Origin of the sequence: Ferrovibrio sp. (assembly GCF_965278975.1) — a bacterium.
GTDB lineage: Bacteria > Pseudomonadota > Alphaproteobacteria > Ferrovibrionales > Ferrovibrionaceae > Ferrovibrio.
The window spans coordinates 2,426,862-2,445,067 of record NZ_OZ257126.1; the positions used below are offsets into that span (position 1 = coordinate 2,426,862).

Genomic DNA, 18,206 nt, shown 5'->3' on the forward strand with positions numbered 1-18,206 from the left:
GCAGCACCGGGCCATCGCGGGCTGGTCAATCCAGTGATCCTGCGAAGTCGGCATCCACATAATGAACCAGCAGTGTCCAGCAGGTTTCACCCGGTGGCAGCGTTTTGCGGCCATGAGGCAGATCCCGGCCGCGAAACAGCATGCCGCCGCCCAGGCTCTGGAAACAATCGATCGGTGCCGCGCCGGATCGCGGATGGATCTGCAAGCCCCAGGGTGAGATGCCGTCTGCCGGCAGAGGGGAATGATCGATCAGCAGGCTCAGGGTGTATTCGCATTGCTGCCGGTCGGTATGAACCGGCAAGGTGGCACCCTCACGATAGAGCGAGGCGTAGCTGTAGCTGGGCTTGACGGGCGCGCCGACCAGCGCCTCGACCGCCGGCAGCAGGCTCCGTTGCACCACCCGGCCAGCCGGGTCGTTATGCAACTGCCGCCGGTCGATATTCCCCCCCGATAACTGGGCGGCACCGCTGTCGACCTGTGTCCTGTAATGGGCGGCTAGGATGGCGACCATGGCTGGTGTCAGGCAGTCGGCCAGTGCGACAAAGCCATCGGTGGCGAAGCCCTCCGGGGAGGCCGCGAAACGCAGCGGTGCGAAATCGGGTGCCTTTTCCTGCGGCAGCACGATCAGGCCGCTGCCCCAGAGCGGCAGGGTCATATCGGGTGAGAGCCGATCCAGCACATCCTCCCGGCCAGTGCCGAGTGCCAGCGCCGTGGCGAAGGCGGGTTCACCATCTCGGTCCAGCACCGTCTCGGTGAAACCGTTGAGCACCGAATAGACGCTGACGACGATCCGCAGCGGGCCGTCTGCATCCGTTGCAAGCACCCGGATGTCAGCAGCGGGATTGCGGATGAAGGCGGCAGGGGTGGCATTCTTCATCAGATCAGGGTTCCAGCCGGCTGCTGCGGTACCAGCAATTTATAGCGAAGCGGCTATCCGCAAAGGCGGCAGAAGGGCAGGAGACCTTTCTCACTTCGTGCGGCACCCAGGATGGGAACAGCACGAACATATCCTGGTCGGGCGTAATGTCGGTGAAGCAGCGTGTACCATCCGCCGCCGGGGCGATGGCATGCAGCCGCAATTCGCCGCCGCTGAATCCTTTGGGCGTGCGGTGGAAATAATAGACGCCGGTGAGAGCCCGATCAGACTGGGCGTCGGGCCGAGCGGTGAAAGTATCGATATGCTCGTTATAGAAGGCACCCTCGTTATGGGCGACCAGTTCCAGTTCCAGATGAGGCTGCTGGAGAGGCGACAGGCGCAGCACGCGAACCGCCTCGTCCAGAATAGTGGCGAAGCGGGCCTCCAGTTCCTGGCGCAGGTCGCCGAAATCACGCAGCAGCAATGAGGAACGGATGGCCGGATTGACCACACCTTCCTGGCCATTGCCTACCCTGGTCGGCACGAACGCCACTTCCTGGCTGAGCGCCCAGTCCAGCAGCCGCTCTATCATGGCAGATCCCATGAACCCCTTGATGCAATGGTGGGGGGCTGGTTCCTCGAAGACACGCAATGCGACAGTCATCTATTAAGTCCCAGACGCTTATCTGAGCGGAATTGGCTCCCATCATATCTGCCGGCAGCAGGGTCCCGCCAGGGGACCGGGATCGAGCAGGCGGAACTAAAGTCCCCTCCCGGGCCGTTTCTGCGGGATCCGCGGGGCCTGAGACGTCTCTTCACCTGCCGCTCTCCGGTCCCTCGATGGTGGTGTATAACGATGCAGCGCCGACAGGTAATGTTTGAGATTGCAGATAAAATATAAAATGTCGAAATTATATTGACAGTCGACATTTGCTCTCTCTAATGTGACTACATCAATTTCTGAGAGGGAGCCAGATATGCCGATTGTTCGCCCGAATCGCCGCCGTTTCATCCAGACCGCCAGCGCGCTTGGCGCGGCAGCCAGCTTTGGCGCCCCCTTTATCGCCAGCTCCGCCCGGGCCGCCAACCAGCTCGTCTTTGCCGGTTTCGGTGGTGCCTACCAGGAGGGCCAGGCCAAGGCCCTGTTCGAGCCCTTCGAGAAGCAGACCGGCATCAAGATCGTGCAGACCACCGGCGTCGACCTGGCCAAGCTGCGCGCCCAGGTGCAGTCCGGCAATCTGGAGTGGGATTTCCTCGCGCTGCCCGACCGGGTGCGCTACACGGCGGTGCGCGATGAACTGGTGATGCCGCTGGATTACAGCGTGATCGATACCAGCAAGATCGTGAAGGCGCTGGTCACGCCGCATGCCGTGGGCTGCGTCACCATCCCGATGCTGATGGCCTATTCCACCAAGCATTACACGCCGGAAAAGGCCCCCAAGACCTGGTTCGACTACTGGAACATCGATGGCTTCCCGGGCCAGCGCGGCATGTATAACGGCGCTGTCTACACGCTGGAATTCGCGCTGATCGCCGATGGCGTGCCGAAGGACAAGCTCTATCCGCTTGATCTCGACCGCGCCTTCCGCAGCCTGGACAAGATCAAGTCGAAGCTGATCTGGTGGAGCCAGATGGCGCAGCCGGGTCCGATGCTGGCGGCGGGCGAGATCCATGTCACGCCGTCCGTGCGTGCCATTACGGCCATGCTGGCCGGCGAGCCGCTGGCGGTGAGCTATGAAGGCGCGGCGCTGACCTATGAAGCCTGGGTGGTACCGAAGGGTACCAAGAATGCCGCCAACGCGATGAAGTTCATCAATTTCGCACTGCAGGCGCGCAACCAGGCCGAACTCACCAAGTATATCGCCTATGGTCCGACCAATAGCGATGCGGCCGAATTCGTTGATCCCAAGGCCCGCCCGCATCTCTCGTCCAACCCGGAAAATGCCGCCAAGGGCTTCCTGCTCAGCGGTGATTACTGGGGTCCGAATCTGGACAAGGTGACCGAGCGCTGGAACGAGTGGCGTCTGCGCTGATTGATATTCAGTACGAAAAGAGTCGACAGATGAGCATCCTGGAAAAGCTGGCGGCCCTGGGCCTGGAATTGCCCAATGTGCCGCAGCCGGTGGGTACATACCGCCCGGCCAAGCGCAGTGGCAACCTGATCTTTACCTCCGGCCAGACCGCACGCATCAACGGTGTGCGGCGCTATGTCGGCAAGGTGGGCCAGGAGGTGAATGACGAGGAAGCCTATCTCTCCGCCCGCGATGCCGCATTGAATTGTATCGCCTGCGGTGCCTGGGCGGCGGGTGGCCTCGACAAGCTGCGCGATGTCATCCGGGTGAGCGGCTTTGTCAATTGTGTTGATGGTTACGAGAAGCAGCCGCAGGTGATCAATGGCGCTTCCGACCTGATCGAGAAGCTGTTCGGCCCGACTGCCGCCCATGCTCGCTCAGCGATCGGCGTCAATGCGTTGCCGTCAAATGTTTCTGTCGAGCTCGAGATTATTTTCGAAGCCGACTGAGGCGGGCTGGTCTAGATTCCAGCCGAGATAGTCAAGTAGGGGATTTGCGCGCCATGCAGGGGCAGGCAGCCACGCTCGATGTCGAGCATTTGATGAAGGTGTTCGACAAGCAGGTTGTCGTCCGCGATGTGTCGTTCTCGCTGAAAGGTGGCGAGCTGCTGACGCTGCTCGGCCCCAGCGGCTCGGGCAAGACCACCACGATGCGCATGATCGCGGGCTTCGAGGAACCGACAGCCGGCGATGTGCGTGTTGCCGGTGAAAGCATCGTCGACCGCCCGGTGCATAAGCGCGATATCGGCGTGGTGTTCCAGCAATACGCGCTGTTTCCCCATCTCAGCGTGTTCCGCAACCTGGCCTATCCGCTGGAAATGCGTGGTTTGCGCAAGGCGGAAATCGCCCGTCGGGTTGAGCGGGCGCTGGCCATGGTGCGGCTCGGCGGCTTCGAAGGCCGCCTGCCGCGTGAGCTTTCCGGCGGCCAGCAGCAGCGTGTGGCCCTGGCCCGCGCCATCGTGTTCGAGCCGCGGCTGCTGCTGATGGATGAGCCGATGGGTGCATTGGATAAGCGCTTGCGTGAATTGATGCAGGTGGAAATCCGCCAGTTGCAGCGTGAACTCGGCATCACCACGGTATCGGTCACTCATGACCAGGTCGAAGCACTGGTGATGTCTGATCTCATAGCCGTGCTGGATGGTGGCGTGCTGCAGCAGCTCGGCCCGCCGCTGGAAGTCTACCAGAAACCGGTGAACCGCTTTGTCGCCGATTTCCTCGGCGAGTCGAACCTGATCGATGTGGTGCATGCGGAGGCCCGGACGGAATCTCAGGGCGATGTACTGTATTGCCGCTCCGGCAAGGGTCTTGTGACACTTGCCAGTCCCTCGGCCGCAGCCAATGTCCCCTGGCTGGTGGTGCGGCCGGAGAATATCCAGATCGGTGCTGGTGCCGAAGCCTTGCCGAACCAGTATCGTGCCAGTGTGCGCGAAGTTCTCTATGTCGGCGATCTGCTGAAATACCGCGTCGAGACTGAGAGCGGCTTGGAATTCAATATCAAGGCCCTGGCCTCTGCCGGCCGGCCCTGGCAGGTCGGCGATGTCACGCTGATCGGCTGGCGCACCGAGCATTGCCTGCCGATAGCACCATGATCGCGGCTCTTGGCAATCGGCTTGGCGCGGCGAAGCTGGATCGCCTGATCCTGCTCGGGCCGCCGCTGGCCTTCATTCTACTGCTCTTCCTGGTGCCGCTGGCGCAGGTCATCTGGGGCAGCTTTTTCACGCCCGGCTTTACGATGGCGCATTATGCCCGCATCTGGAACACGCCGGTCTATCTGCAGGTATTCTGGCGCACGCTTTATGTCGCCTTCTGCACCACCGGAATCTGTGTGCTGCTCGGTTATGCGGCGGCGATGTTCCTGGCGCAGTGCGGCCCGCGTATGCGGCAGTATCTCATGCTCTGCGTGGTGATCCCATTCTTCCTCAGCATGCTGATCCGCAACTATATCTGGATGGCTTTGTTGCAGCGTTCCGGCCTGATCAACCGATATCTGCTGGAATGGGGCGTGATCGATAAGCCATTGGCGCTGATGTACAACGAATTCGGCATGCTGGTGACCATGGCCAATATGCTGCTGCCTTATACGATTTTCCCCATTCTCTCTTCGCTGCTGGCGATTCCGCCTGAGTTGCACAATGCTTCGGCCAGCCTGGGCGCCAACCGGCTGCGCAGTTTCTTCCGCATCACCCTGCCGCTCAGCATGCCGGGTGTGGCCGCTGGCGGCCTGCTGGTCTTCATCGTTGCGCTTGGTTTCTTCATCACGCCGGCTCTCGTCGGCGGGCCAAAGCAGATGATGATTTCCAACCTGATCGACTTCAATGTGCGCGAGGTACTGAACTGGCCCTTCGCCTTCGCGCTCGCCAATGTGCTGCTTTGGGGTACGCTGGTGATCTACTATTTCCATGTCCGGCTGGTGGAGGGGCGCGGTACCCGCGCCGGCATGCCGTGAGTGGAAGCTACGCCATGAAGCGGCGCCATGCCCTGGAAACCCTGCGTCGAGTCGCCATTGCCGTGCCAGGCGTGCTGGTGCTGTTCTTCCTGGCGGCGCCGGTGCTGGCCGTGATCCCGATGTCGTTCGGTTCGGCCGGGCCGCTGATGCTGATCCCGGACAAGCCGACCTGGAGCCAATATACCCGCTTCTTCTCCAGCGCCGAGTGGATGACCGCGCTGTGGATATCGGTGCAGGTGGCGCTCGGCACCACCGTGCTCGCCACCGTGATTGGCACTGCCGCCGCGCTTGGTCTTTCCCGGCTCGCGCCGCGCTGGCGCATGCTGATCGAGGCCATGCTGATCCTGCCGCGCATCGTTCCCACCATCGTCTTCGCCGTGGCCGCCTACAGCGTGTTCCTGAAATTCGGCCTGGTCGGCAGCGTGTTCGGCCTGGTTCTGGCCCATAGCGTGCTGGCTATGCCGTTCGTGGTGGTATTCGTCGGCAGCGCGCTGCGTGGCCTTGATCGCAGCCTGGTGGAAGCTTCGCGTAGCCTGGGTGCCGGTCCTGTCACTACTTTCTTCCGCATCATCCTGCCGCAGATCCGCCTGTCGCTGATCGGCAGTGCCCTGTTCGCCTTCAACATCTCGTTCGACGAAGTGGTGGTGACGCTGTTCATCAGCGGTGTGCGCAGCAAAACCCTGCCGGTGAAGGTGTGGGATGCGATCCAGTATGAGATCACGCCGATCCTGCCGGCGATTTCCACCCTTGTTATCCTGACCACGTTGGCGCTGCTGCTGCCTCTGCTGTTGCTGCGCCAGCGCCTTGATTCTCGCCAACCGAAGGTGACTTGAATGTACTTCACCGGCTTTACCTGTTTTGGCTGCGGTGCCGAATATCAGCCGAACCAGGACCTGCTGCTCTGCCCGGCCTGTCACAACCTGCTGGACGCGCAATACGATTATGCCGCCATCGCCCGCGATCTCAGCCCCGATAAAGTGGCTGCGCGTCCCCCAGGCGTATGGCGCTGGCGCGAATTCATGCCGGTGTTGGATGACAATGCCATCGTCACGCTGGGCGAGGGCGACGGGCCGATGTTGCGCTGCGACCGCATCGCCAAGGCGGTCGGTGTGCGCGAACTATGGGTGAAATCCGATGCCAGCAATCCCACCGGATCGCTCAAGGACCGCTCGATCACCGTATCGGCCACCAAGGCGGTGGAGTTCGGCTACAAGGTGCTGTCCTGCGATTCCACCGGCAACAAGGCTTCCTCGGTCGCGGCCTATGCGGCGCGTGCCGGCCTTGAAAGCGTGGTATTCTGCCCGGATGACACGCCAATTCCGAAGGTAACTCAGGCACTTTATTTCGGCGCCAAGCTGATCCGCGTACGCGGGCATTACTCGCAGATCAACGCCATGTACCGCAAGCTGATCCATAGCGGTGCGGTGAAATGGTATGATTGCGGCACTGACAATCCCTTCCGCTACGAAGGCAAGAAATCCTACGCCTACGAGATCGCGCAACATTTCAATTGGCAGGCGCCGGATCGCGTGGTGCATCCAGCCAATGGCGGCATGTCCATCGTCAAGGCCTGGAAGGGCTTCAATGAATTGCAGCGCATCGGCTGGCTGAAGGGCTTGCCCAAGATGGTGGGCGTGCAGGCGGCGAATTGCGATCCTATCGTGCGGGCCATGCGCTCGGGCGCCAATGCCGTGGCGCCGATTGAAAAAGGCCCGACCATTGCCAGTGCGCTGGCCGGCGCCAATCCGGGCCTGCTCGGCAATCGGGCCCTGGTGGCGATGCGCGAATCCCAAGGCGCCGCCGTCGGCGTTACCGACGAGGAAACGCTCGAAGCGATGCGGCTGCTGGCCATGGAGGGCATCTTCATCGAGCCGAGCGGCGCCGTGGCGATTGCCGGTATCAAGCGCATGATTGCTGCCGGCGAGGCTTCGCCGGATGAACGCGTGGTCTGCATTGTCACCGGCTCCGGTTTCAAGGATTTCGACCAGATCGCCAAGCAGGTGCGTATCCCGGAAGAGACCGTGGGCAATTACGAAGAACTGCTCGCTGCCGCCCAGGCTTTGGGCTGAGAGAACGCCATGAAGATCACCGACGTTACCGCCACCGTGCTGGCCAGCCGCTACGATCGTCCGATCCATTTCGCTCATATGGAACTGACCGAGCGGCGCATCATCCTGGTGCGGGTCTATACCGACCAGGGCGTCGTCGGCCTGGCCGATGTGGATGGCCCGCCGGCCGGCGATATGGCCTGCGTGCAGTTGATCCGCGATACCTTCAAGCCGCTGCTGGTGGGCAAGGACCCGCTGGATATCGGCGCCCGCAACAAGGACATGTTCTATGTCCTGGACAAGCTGGGCCGCTACCGCAGCCTGGAATCCTATGTACTCGGCGCTATCGACACGGCGCTGTGGGACATTCTGGGCAAGGTGACCAACCAGCCGACCCACCGCCTGCTCGGCAGCCGGCGCAGCGAGATCGACCTCTATGCCAGCCTGGGCCAGTTGCCGCTGGGCAAGATCGCCGAGGAAGTTGGCAAGCGCGCCGAGGAAGGCTTCAGTGGTGTGAAGATCCGTATCGGCTTCCAGCCCGAACAGGATGATGCCATCGTCTCGGAAGCGCGCAGCGTGCTGAAGCCGACCGACCGAACCAAGCTGATGGCCGATGCCAATTCAGGTTGGAACCGCGCCCATGCCGTGCAATACGGCAAGCGGCTGGAGAAGCATGAACTGCACTGGCTGGAAGAGCCGTTGCCGCCTTATGACCTTACCGGCTATGCCCACCTCGCGGCCAACCTGGATACGCCGGTGGCAATGGGCGAGCATGAAATCTTCAACCGCTATGATGCGCGCGATATCCTGCTGGCCGGCGCCGCCGACATTCTGCAGCCCGATCTGCGGCAGGGTATTTCCGAAGTGGTGAAGATCGCGCATCTTGCCAGTGCCTGGGATATTCCCTGCATCCCGCATTTCTTCGGCCCGGCGATCCGCTTTGCCGCCCAGGTACAGGTGCTGGCCAGTATCGATAATTATCAGCTCTGCGAATACCCGGTTGCTTTCGATCCGATCCGCTTCGAACTCACCGATCCGCCGCTGATGGCGGAGAAGGGCAAGATCGCGGTGCCGGAAGGGCCGGGCCTGGGCGTGACGCTGAATGAGGCGACCGTAAAGCGTTACGCGGTCGAATAGCATGGCCGATCTGCCGCTGGTGCTGGCAACCAACCCGCTCCATCCCAGCGGCGAGGCGATGCTGCGCGGCCAGGCGCGGCTGCTGATTGCGCCCGAGGCGTCGCCGGCCATGCTCAACCGGCTGGTGCAGGAGGCCGATGGGCTTATCGTGCGCGTGGCGCTGCCGCCGGATATTATCGACCATGCGCCGAAGCTGCGCGCCATCGCGCGCCATGGCGCCGGCCTGGACATGATCCCCCTGGCGGCGGCGACGGCACGGCGTATCCCGGTGGCCTATGTGCCAGGCGCCAATGCGGCAGCCGTGGCGGAATACTGCTTTGCCGCGCTGATGCAGTTGAGCCGCCGGCTTGGCCGCATCGATGGCGCGCTGCGCCAGGAGGGCTGGGGGGCTGCGCGGCAGCTTGCCGATGGTGCCGGCGAACTTTCAGGCCGCACGCTCGGCATCGTCGGCTTCGGCAATATCGGACGCCGTGTTGCAGCAATCGGCGCCGGGTTCGGTATGCGGGTTCTGGTCCATACGCCCCGGCCGAGCCTGTTGCCGGAAAACGTGCTGCCGGTTGGATTGCCTGAACTATTCCGCGAGGCCGACCGTATTGTGCTGTGCTGCCCATTGAATGAGCAGACGCGCGGCATGGTTGATGCGGCTTTGCTGCGCCAGGTGCGGCCGGGTGCGGTGCTTGTGAACGTGGCGCGCGGCGCCGTGGTGGATGAGGCGGCGCTGGCCGATGCCCTGCACAGTGGGAAATTGGCTGGCGCGGCACTCGATGTATTCACCACGCAGCCGCTGGCGGCGGGTCATCCGTTCTTCGGCTTGCCGAATCTGCTGCTCACGCCGCATATCGCCGGCCTGACCAGCGACAGCCTGCGCCAGATGAGTGAGGGCGCGGTGGCAGAAATGCTGCGCATGCTGCGCGGCGAACGGCCGCACAATCTCGCCAATCCTGAGATTTACGATTGAGCTAGCGCCGCGCCTCGCTGCCCCACAATTCCTCCACCGTGGAAAGGCTCTGGGCGGTCTTTTCCAGGTGCAGGGTGAGCAGGGCCACGGCGCGCTGCTTGTGGCGGCCGATGGTCGCCTCCATCAGCTCGCGGTGCTCCTGCGGCGAATTGCGGTAGTCGGGCAGATATGATGTCTGCAGCCGGCGATAGCGTTCCGACTGATCGTAGAGCAGATCGACAACGCGCAGGCGCCATATCGAAGGGCAGGCGCTGAGCAGCGACATATGGAACAGCTTGTGCAGCAGCGCGCCTTCCTCACCCAGCAGGGCAGGGGTGATGGCGTCGCGCTCTTCGTATTTCGACAGCCGGTGCAGGCAGGCCAGGATATTGGCTTCCCAGGCATCGTTGCCGGCATCGATGGCATCGGCCAGTGCCGCAGACTCGATTTCGGAGCGCAGCTTGGTGATGTCCCATAACTCGGTGAGCGATATCGGTGCGACGCGGAAGCCGCGCTGGCCCTCGGCGGTCACCAGGCGGTCGGCGGTCAGGCGCGAAAGCGCCTCCCGGAGCGTGCTGGTTCCGGCATCGTAATTGGCCTTCAGGTCGGTGAAGCGCAGCTTGCTGCCGGGTTTGAGCTTGCCGCTGAGCACATCCTGGCGAATCTGCTTGTAGATCGCCTCGACCAGGGTCTTGGGCTCCATTTCGACCGCCTCCTGACCCGGGTCAATCATTCGTAAAACTTGCACTAGAGGCTCCGATGGCAGATATCCCGCTATATGAATTCTGTATCGGCTCAATTAACGGGCGTGTCAACGACATTCGAATAAAAATTCAGCAGAAATCTAAAATGTCGAAAATAAATATAGACAGCGGAAATTATAGGTATCATCATATTAGTGTAATCAATCCACAGGAGTGACTAACGGTGACACCTTTCCGTCTTCTCGCGCTGGCCGCCGGCCTGTTCGCCGCCACGTTCGCTGCCCAGCCGGCCAGCGCCGGGGCCACCCTGGATGCGATCAAACAGCGCGGCTATATCCAGTGCGGCGCCAGCCCGGGCACGCCGGGTTTCGTGATGCTCGACAGCCAGGGCAAGTGGAATGGCCTCGACGTGGATTTCTGCCGCAGCCTGGCGGCGGCGGTGTTCGGCGATGCCGACAAGGTGCGCTTTGTGTCGCTGAGCGCGCAGCAGCGTTTCCCGGCGCTGCAATCCGGCGAAGTCGATGTGCTGGCGCCGAACGTCACCTGGACCATGAGCCGCGATGCCACGCTCGGCATCTTCTTCTCCGCCATCACCTTCTATGACGGCCAGGGCTTCATGGTGCCGAAGAAGCTGGGCGTGAAGAGCGCCAAGGAGCTGAACGGTGCCACCATCTGCGTGCAGCCCGGCACCACGCTGGAGCTGAACGTCACCGACTATTTCCGTGCCAACAAGATGACCTTCAAGCCGGTGGTGATCGAGAAGCTGGACGAAGTGGAGAATGCCTTCTTCGCCGGCCGCTGCGATGCCTATACCACGGTGGCGGCCAAGCTCGGCTCCACCCGCGCCCGTTTCGCCAAGGGCGACGACGAATACGTCATCCTGCCGGAGCTGATCTCCAAGGAGCCGCTGGCCTTCACCGTGCGCCTCGGCGATAACCAGTGGGCGCAGACCGTGCGCTGGGTGATCCATGCGCTGATCCAGGCTGAGGAAAGCGGCGTCACCAGCAAGAATATCGACAGCTTCAAGGACAGCGCCGATCCGACCATCCAGCGCCTCACCGGCAAGACGCCGGGCATGGGCGAGGCAGTCGGCATCCCGGAAAGCTGGGCCTACAACGTGATCAAGCAGCTCGGCAATTACGGTGAGATGTTCGAGCGCAATGTCGGCAAGGCCTCTGCCCTCAAGCTCGACCGTGGCTATAACGCGCTGTGGAATCAGGGCGGCCTGCAATACGCCTATCCGATCCGCTGATCGTTACCAGCAGGATGATATGGAGCGCGGCCTTTGCGGGCCGCGCTTCTTTTTTTGACCTTGGCTCACGGCATTGTACCGCCACCGGCCTGCTATGCTTCGATGTGAGGGAAGTGCTGCTGGATTCGGAATGGCCCAACAAGCTACCAATCCGGGAGGCCGGATTCCTGGCGTGGTGGCTACATATTCCGTTTCCCGACAGCGCGAAGCGATCGAATCACTTCATGTTGGGCGGCATGCCCACCTTGGTGAGAAAATCATTGGTATAGACTTGATCGCAGGCGACCTTTTTCGATAGCCCCATATAGGTGTTCACCATCTCAACCGAGGCGCACATCTTGTTCGCTTCCATCCAGCCGATGCCGTTGGTGCGATAGCGCTCGGTATTCATCAATTCTAGGCCGAGTTTCATATTGGCCCGCACATGCGCCTCGTCGATCTCCGGCACGCGGCGTTTGAAAATCGCCACGGCGGCTTCCGGATCCGCCATCACGTCGCGCCAGCCCTGATAGGAAGCCTCCAGGAAGGCGCGCAAGGTCTTGGCGCGCTCTTTCATCGTCTTGTCGCTGGCGATGATCGACATGGAATACATGTCGAAGCCGAAATCGGACCAGCGCAGCATCACGGCGGCACCGGGGCCGCCCATGGCTTTGTCGTAGAGCGGCTGGCCGGTGAGATACTCGCTGACCGCATCGACGCGCTTTTCCGAAACCGCAGCCACCTTGGCCGCCGGCTCGATATTCACCCAGGTTACTTTGTCCTGGTCGATGCCGTTCAGCTTGGCGAAGGCCGGCCAGACCTGGCGCTGGCTATCGCCTGGCGGTGCGCCGACAGTCCGGCCCTCCAGGTCCTTCGGTTTGCGGATCGGCGTATCCTGGCGGCTGAAGATGTTCATCGGCGTTTTGTCGAAAACCATGCCGACAGTCTTGATCATGGCACCACGGGATACGGCGGCGATCACCACGGCGGCATCGGCCAGGCCGGCATCGGCACGGCCAGTATCCACCTTGGCAATAGAGTCGCCTGAGCCCTTGGAATGCTCCAGCGTCACATCCAGGCCGCGATCCTTGTAATAGCCTTTGTCGAGCGCCAGCCAATAGGCAGCGTGATCGCCGGCTGGAAACCAGTTCAGCGCGAAGGTGAATTTCTCCTGTGCCTGGGCGGTGCCGGCCAGCAATAGCGTGGCAATGAAGGAGGCTGCGTGGATGGCCTTGCTGCTTGTCATTGGTGTCCCCTGTTTCACACGATTCAATCAATGGCTTCGGCGAGTGCCGGGCGGTGTGCCGCCCAGGGCGCCGCCTGCTCGAAAGCATAGGCTGCCTGCAATACCCGCAGATCGTGATGTCGCGGCCCGACGATCTGCAGGCCAACCGGCATGCCTTCGCGGGTGAAGCCGCATGGCACGCTGGCCGCCGGCTGGCGCGTCAGATTGAAAGACGACAGGAACGGATACCAGTCGCGCCCGGCATAGCCCTCGGGGGCCCGCTGTTCGATGGGAAAAGCGGCCACGGCGGTGACGGGCGTGAGCAGCAGGTCGTAATGCTGGTGGAAATCGTTCATATGGCGCGCGAACTGGGCGCGCTGCATCTCGGCGTCGAGATGGCTGATGGCCGTGGCACCCCTGGATGCCTCGATCCGCTGCACGATCTCGGGGTCGATCACGGCCAGTTGCTCCGGCGTGAAGCTGCTGAAGGCGAAGTCAGTGAAGCCGCGCATTACCCGGCCAAGCAGATCCTTGTCATTCTCACAGACTGTCTCCACCAATTCGACCTTGGCACCGAGCTGCGTAAAGACCTTGGCCGCAGCCGCCGTCAGTGCCGCCACTTCGGCATCGACACGGGCGCCGTGCATGGTGGGGCTCCAGGCGATGCGCCAGGTGCGGGGATCGGCCTGCAGCTTCTCGTGATAGGCCATGCCATCGGGCGGCAAGGCCTCCCAGTCGCGGCCATCAGGCTGGCTGATCACGCTCAGCATCAGGGCTGCATCCGTCACCGTGCGCGTCATCGGCCCGAAGCCGGCCAGAGAGGCATAAGGCGTGGGCGGATACATCGGCACCCGGCCACCGCCGGGTTTGAAGCCAAAGACACCGCAGAGGCTTGAGGGCATGCGGATGGAACCGCCGGCATCGGTCGCCAATGCCAGGGGGGCGATGCCGGCGGCGATTGCCGCGCCCGCGCCGCCACTGGAGCCGCCAGGCGTGCGTTCAGGATTCCAGGGATTTCGGGTAATGCCGCATAAAGCCGTGCTGGTCGCCGGCTTGGAGGCGAATTCACTGGTAGTGGTTTTGCCGAAGACCACCGCGCCATGCTCGCGCAGGCGGGCCACTGCCGGGCCATCCTCATCCCAGGCTTGATTGGGATCGACGGCTTTCGAGCCGCGCAAAGTGGGCCAGCCCTTGGTGAGGATGATGTCCTTGATCGAGACCGGCACGCCATCAAGCAGGCCCTGCGGTTCGCCGCGCAGCCAGCGCGCTTCTGAAGCGCGCGCCTGAGCCAGGGCTGCCTGGGGATCAATCAGGCAGAAGGCGTTGATCGAGGATTGCAGTGCTTCGGCCCGGCGCAGGACGGTTTCGGTCACTTCGACGGGGGATAATGCCTTGCGGTGATAGGCATCGCGCAGCGCGGTGGCCGACAACCAGGCAATGCCATTCTGCAAGCGAACCTCCGCCACATGGAGTGATATCAACCACTTGGTTGATAGAATACCTTGTCCGGCTATGCGTCAAGATAAATGTATTCAATAATGTAGATAAAATTGTCTACAAAATAGTATGCAATATATTCCTGATGTGAGAGGCTGCGCCTGAAGCAAAGGCGTGCAGGGGCCGATTCTGTGAGAAAGCGATGCCTGCCTTGTCCTCACCGTGGGCTACCCGCCCTTTTCCCTGGTCGCTATCGGCGTTGGAGCAAGCGATGAGCAGTGCAGTGACGGGTCGCGGTCCCCTGGCCGGGATGCGGGTGATCGAACTCACCTCCACGATAGCCGGCCCGTTCTGCGGCCGTCTGCTGGCGGATTTCGGGGCCGAAGTGATCAAGATCGAACCGGCCGAAGGCGATGCGGTGCGGTCGATGGGCGAGCGCAGCGGTGGCGCCTCGCTCTATGCGGCCAGCATCCTGCGCAACAAGAAACTGATCGCGCTGGACATGCGCCGCAACGAAGCCCAGGCACTGGTGCGCGATATGCTGCGCCAGGCCGATGTGTTCATCGAGAATTTCCGCCCCGGCACGGTGGAGAAGTGGGGCCTGGGCTACGATGTGCTGTCATCGGATAATCCCGGCCTTGTGATGGTGCGGATCAGCGGCTATGGCCAGACCGGCCCGTATAGCCGGCAGCCAGGCTACGGCGTTACCAGCGAGGCGATCAGCGGTTTGCGCGATCTCACCGGCGATCCAGACCGTCCGCCGTCGCGTGTCGCCACCTCGCTCACCGATTATATCACCGGCCTCTATGCTGCCTTTGGCGCCGCGATGGCCTTGATTGAGCGTGGCCGCAGCGGCAAAGGGCAGGTGATCGACGCCGCGCTGTATGAAGCAGCCTTCAGTTTCGTTGAGCCGCATATCCCGGCTTTCGCGGCCTTGGGCAAGGTTGCCACCCGCGCCGGTAGCCGCCTGCCGGGCCATGTGCCGAACAATCTCTACCCCACGGCGGATGGCCGCTATGTGCAGATCGTTGCCGCCAGTGACGGCATTTTCCGTCGTCTTCTGTGTGCCATGCAGCGCAAAGAGCTGGCTCAGGATGCACGCTTTGCCACGCCGAATGCGCGAGCACAGCACCCGGAAGAGATGGATGCCGTGATCGGTGCCTGGACCGGCAGCCTGCCGCTTGCCGAGCTGGAGCGGCTGCTGGGGGAGCACGAAGTGCCGGCGGCCCGCATCTACACCATCGCCGATATTTTCAGTGATCCGCATTACCAGGCGCGCGGCATGTTGCAGCGTGCTGCTTCGGAGGAGTTCGGCGAGGCCACCGTTACCGGCATCGTGCCGAAATTGTCACGCACGCCGGGCGAGGTCGGCTGGGCCGGCCGCATGGTGGGCAGCGATACCCATGCGGTGCTGGCTGATCTGCTTGGCCTGCAGCCGGATACCATCGCGGCAATGCAGCAGGCCGGCATCATCGCCGGGCGCCGCTGAAAATAACCAGGAGAGGAAGATTCATGACGCGTCATGTCATCACGGCCGATATCGCCGGTACGGTATTCAAGGTCGAAACCAGTATGGGGGCGGCGGTAGCTTTGGGCGACGCGCTGATCATCGTGGAATCGATGAAGATGGAAATTCCCATCGAGGCGCCAACTGCCGGCACGGTGACGGAGATGCGGGTAGTGGAGGGCGACGCTATTGCCGAGGGCCAGATTCTGGCCGTGATCGAGGGCTGAACGCATGAACTGGCAACCGGAAGCCGATGAGATTGCCCAGCGCCGCGCCTGGGCCCGCGAGATGGGTGGCGCTGAAGCGGTGGCGCGCCATCATGAGCGCGGCCGCCTTACAGTGCGCGAGCGTATCGGGCGGCTTTGTGATGCCGGCAGTTTCCGCGAGGTTGGTGGCCTCACCGGCACGGCGACATACGATGCCGAGGGCCGCGTTCAGCATGTGGTGCCGGCACCCTATGTGATGGGGCTGGCGCATATTGACGGCCAACCCGTGGCGGTGGGCGGCGAGGATTTCACGGTTCGTGGCGGGACCAGCTGGGGTGGTGCACGGCGCAAGGGTGGGCAGGGCGGCTTTGTCGAGGACCTGGCCCATGAATTCCGTATTCCCCTGGTCAACCTGATCGACGGTGCCGGCGGCACGGTCACATCGATGCGTCGGCGCGGCTATTCGGTATTTCCGGGCGTGGATGGCTTCGAGCGTTCAGTGGCTTTGCTTGGCGAAGTGCCGGTGGTGTCCGCTGTGCTCGGCACGGCGGCGGGCGGTCCGGCCGGCCGCGCCATCCTCTCGCATTTTTCAGTCATGGTGCGCGGCAGCAGCCAGATTTTCGCCGCCGGCCCACCGGTGGTGAAGCGTTCGCTGGGCCAGGAGATCGACAAGGAGGATCTCGGCGGGGCCGGCGTGACGGTGGATACCGCGGGCACGATCCATAACGCGGTGGCCGATGAGGCCGAGGCTTTCGAGCAGGTTCGCCGCTTCCTGTCCTACATGCCACGCAATGTGTGGCAGCAACCGCCGCGCGTTGATACCGGCGATGCGCCTGACCGTTGCGAGGAGGGCCTGCTCTCCATCGTACCGCGCAAGCGCACCCAGGCCTACAACATGCGCCGCCTGATAGAGATGGTGGTGGACAAGGGATCGGTGTTTGAAATCCAGCCCAGCTATGGAAAATCAGTGATTACCTCGCTGGCGCGGCTGGATGGCCATGTGGTGGGGGTTATCGCCAATAACCCGATGCATCTGGGTGGCGCCATGGATGTGAAATCGGCGCGCAAGCAGATTCACTTCATGGAATTGTGCGACACATTCCATATTCCGCTGGTATTCCTGGTCGACGTGCCGGGCTTCATGGTGGGGCTGGATGCGGAGAAGGCCGCCACGCTACGTGAGGGTATGCGTGTGGTCTATGTCGCGGGGCAATTGACGGTGCCGACGATCACCCTGGTGATCCGCAAATGCTATGGCATGGCTGGCATGGCCACCTGCAACAAGAACGGCTTCGACTTGAAACTTGCCTGGCCCTCGGGCGAATGGGGTTCGTTGCCGGTCGAAGGCGGCGTGGCTGCGGCGTTCCGGCGCGATATCGAGGCATCGCCGAACCCTAAGCAGCGCGAACAGGAGCTTGAAACGGAATTGCGCCAGCTTACCTCGCCGCTGCGCACCGCCGAAGCCTTCGCGGTGGAAGATGTGATCGATCCGCGCGAGACAAGACCGTTGCTGATCGACTTCATCCGCCTGAGCCGTGAGCGCCTGGCAACCACTCTGGGGCCGAAGCCGCGCTTTGGTGTCAGCCCCTGACCGGGAAAGCCAAGCCCAGGGCTAGAGCACCAGTTTCTGATAGCGGCGGAAACATTCGCGCGCATTGCGGATATTCGTGCGCTTCAGCCGTTCAGCATCCTCGGCGCGGCCCTCGTTCATGGCCGTGAGTACGTTGCGATTCTCCTGCAGGCCTTCCAGTGCTCTGCCGGGTACCAGGATCAGCCGGCGCACCAGGAATCCGGTCCGCTCGAAAAGGGAGTCCAGCATTGATGTGAGGATCGGGCTATCGCAATGCTTGATGATTTCGAGCCGGAAGTTGTTGATCAACTCGGCATAGGTTTCAAGATCGCCGCTGCGGATCAGCGCCTCGGTGTCGTCGCCAAATTTGTCGAGCAGGGCACTCCATGAGCCCGGCTGAGTATTCTCGGTGGCGCGGCGCACGGCGGCGCCTTCCAGCACCTCGCGCACATCGTAGATCTCGAAAACCTGCTTCGGCTCCAGGCGCATCACTACCGCGCCGCGATTGGGTATGCGTTCGATCAGGCCGCGTTGCTCAAGCGTGCTGAAAGCCTCGCGGATACGGGCGCGCGAGAGATTGAATTCTTCCGCCAGATCGTTTTCCCGCAGCTTGCTGCCTGGTGCCAATTCCTGCGAGGCGATGCGGTTGCGTAACACCTGCAGCACATCCGCCGCGGGTGGTTTCGCTTTCTTTGGGCTTGATGCCATGGCATTACTTCATTTGGGATCGCTTAAAACAGAATCTGGTATAATCGTACTATATTCCGCCGGTAATAGGCTGGACTAGGGCCGTACCCTAGAAGAAGCCGTCATGGAATTTTGAGGAAGAAA

General features: G+C 62.3%; 18 protein-coding genes. 12 read left to right on the forward strand and 6 right to left on the reverse strand.

What is annotated here, in order from left to right; all coding sequences use genetic code 11:
• Positions 1-25: 25 nt before the first annotated feature.
• Together ACQY7X_RS11675 and ACQY7X_RS11680 are read right to left on the reverse strand one after the other, a co-directional pair.
• Positions 26-877, reverse strand: a complete 852-nt coding sequence (locus ACQY7X_RS11675; RefSeq protein WP_428245405.1) for a hypothetical protein — start codon at positions 875-877, stop codon at positions 26-28.
• A 4-nt stretch (positions 878-881) separates the two neighbouring features.
• Positions 882-1,448, reverse strand: coding sequence for a 2OG-Fe(II) oxygenase (locus ACQY7X_RS11680; protein ID WP_428245406.1), 567 nt, complete (start codon positions 1,446-1,448; stop codon positions 882-884).
• A 385-nt stretch (positions 1,449-1,833) separates the two neighbouring features.
• On the opposite strand from ACQY7X_RS11680, the gene ACQY7X_RS11685 reads away from it, so the two are divergent.
• From ACQY7X_RS11685 to ACQY7X_RS11720, 8 genes are read left to right on the forward strand one after another with little or no spacing between them, the layout of a single operon-like run.
• On the forward strand, positions 1,834-2,889 hold the full coding sequence (locus ACQY7X_RS11685) for a polyamine ABC transporter substrate-binding protein (protein ID WP_428245407.1): 1,056 nt from the start codon (positions 1,834-1,836) through the stop codon (positions 2,887-2,889).
• 29 nt (positions 2,890-2,918) lie between these two features.
• On the forward strand, positions 2,919-3,377 hold the full coding sequence (locus tag ACQY7X_RS11690; RefSeq protein ID WP_428245408.1) for a RidA family protein: 459 nt from the start codon (positions 2,919-2,921) through the stop codon (positions 3,375-3,377).
• 53 nt (positions 3,378-3,430) lie between these two features.
• The gene (locus ACQY7X_RS11695) at positions 3,431-4,516 is read left to right on the forward strand and encodes an ABC transporter ATP-binding protein (protein ID WP_428245409.1); all 1,086 of its coding nucleotides are present in this window, start codon (positions 3,431-3,433) and stop codon (positions 4,514-4,516) included.
• The gene (locus ACQY7X_RS11700; RefSeq protein ID WP_428245410.1) at positions 4,513-5,373 is read left to right on the forward strand and encodes an ABC transporter permease; all 861 of its coding nucleotides are present in this window, start codon (positions 4,513-4,515) and stop codon (positions 5,371-5,373) included. The genes ACQY7X_RS11695 and ACQY7X_RS11700 overlap by 4 nt, the downstream gene beginning before the upstream one ends.
• Positions 5,374-5,387: 14 nt before the next feature.
• Complete coding sequence (locus tag ACQY7X_RS11705) at positions 5,388-6,206, forward strand: ABC transporter permease (RefSeq protein ID WP_428245411.1); 819 nt, start codon at positions 5,388-5,390, stop codon at positions 6,204-6,206.
• Positions 6,207-7,442, forward strand: coding sequence for a threonine synthase (locus tag ACQY7X_RS11710; protein ID WP_428245412.1), 1,236 nt, complete (start codon positions 6,207-6,209; stop codon positions 7,440-7,442).
• Between the two features lie 9 nt (positions 7,443-7,451).
• The gene (locus ACQY7X_RS11715) at positions 7,452-8,558 is read left to right on the forward strand and encodes a mandelate racemase/muconate lactonizing enzyme family protein (protein WP_428245413.1); all 1,107 of its coding nucleotides are present in this window, start codon (positions 7,452-7,454) and stop codon (positions 8,556-8,558) included.
• Position 8,559: 1 nt separating this feature from the next.
• Entirely contained in the window at positions 8,560-9,516 is a 957-nt protein-coding gene (locus tag ACQY7X_RS11720) for a hydroxyacid dehydrogenase (protein WP_428245414.1), read from the forward strand.
• Position 9,517: 1 nt separating this feature from the next.
• On the opposite strand, the gene ACQY7X_RS11725 is transcribed toward ACQY7X_RS11720, so the two are convergent.
• A complete protein-coding gene (locus tag ACQY7X_RS11725) occupies positions 9,518-10,198 on the reverse strand; it encodes a GntR family transcriptional regulator (RefSeq protein WP_428245416.1) in 681 nt (226 codons plus the stop codon).
• Between the two features lie 224 nt (positions 10,199-10,422).
• Here ACQY7X_RS11725 and ACQY7X_RS11730 point away from each other — a divergent pair, with 224 nt between their 5' ends.
• Positions 10,423-11,451 (forward strand): amino acid ABC transporter substrate-binding protein, encoded by a 1,029-nt coding sequence (locus ACQY7X_RS11730; protein ID WP_428245417.1) that lies wholly within the window; start codon positions 10,423-10,425, stop codon positions 11,449-11,451.
• A 217-nt stretch (positions 11,452-11,668) separates the two neighbouring features.
• Here the strand turns inward: ACQY7X_RS11730 and ACQY7X_RS11735 are convergent, their stop codons facing one another.
• Together ACQY7X_RS11735 and ACQY7X_RS11740 are read right to left on the reverse strand one after the other, a co-directional pair.
• The gene (locus ACQY7X_RS11735) at positions 11,669-12,676 is read right to left on the reverse strand and encodes an ABC transporter substrate-binding protein (RefSeq protein WP_428245419.1); all 1,008 of its coding nucleotides are present in this window, start codon (positions 12,674-12,676) and stop codon (positions 11,669-11,671) included.
• Positions 12,677-12,699: 23 nt separating this feature from the next.
• On the reverse strand, positions 12,700-14,106 hold the full coding sequence (locus ACQY7X_RS11740) for an amidase (protein ID WP_428245421.1): 1,407 nt from the start codon (positions 14,104-14,106) through the stop codon (positions 12,700-12,702).
• Positions 14,107-14,363: 257 nt separating this feature from the next.
• Between ACQY7X_RS11740 and ACQY7X_RS11745 the strand changes: the two genes are divergently transcribed.
• From ACQY7X_RS11745 to ACQY7X_RS11755, 3 genes are read left to right on the forward strand one after another with little or no spacing between them, the layout of a single operon-like run.
• Positions 14,364-15,581: a CaiB/BaiF CoA transferase family protein gene (locus ACQY7X_RS11745; protein ID WP_428245422.1), complete on the forward strand. Its 1,218-nt coding sequence runs from the start codon at positions 14,364-14,366 to the stop codon at positions 15,579-15,581.
• A 23-nt stretch (positions 15,582-15,604) separates the two neighbouring features.
• Entirely contained in the window at positions 15,605-15,826 is a 222-nt protein-coding gene (locus tag ACQY7X_RS11750; protein WP_428245424.1) for a biotin/lipoyl-binding carrier protein, read from the forward strand.
• A gap of 4 nt (positions 15,827-15,830) precedes the next feature.
• Positions 15,831-17,396, forward strand: a complete 1,566-nt coding sequence (locus ACQY7X_RS11755) for an acyl-CoA carboxylase subunit beta (RefSeq protein WP_428245426.1) — start codon at positions 15,831-15,833, stop codon at positions 17,394-17,396.
• Positions 17,397-17,417: 21 nt separating this feature from the next.
• Here the strand turns inward: ACQY7X_RS11755 and ACQY7X_RS11760 are convergent, their stop codons facing one another.
• Positions 17,418-18,083: a GntR family transcriptional regulator gene (locus tag ACQY7X_RS11760; RefSeq protein WP_428245428.1), complete on the reverse strand. Its 666-nt coding sequence runs from the start codon at positions 18,081-18,083 to the stop codon at positions 17,418-17,420.
• Positions 18,084-18,206 lie beyond the last annotated feature (123 nt).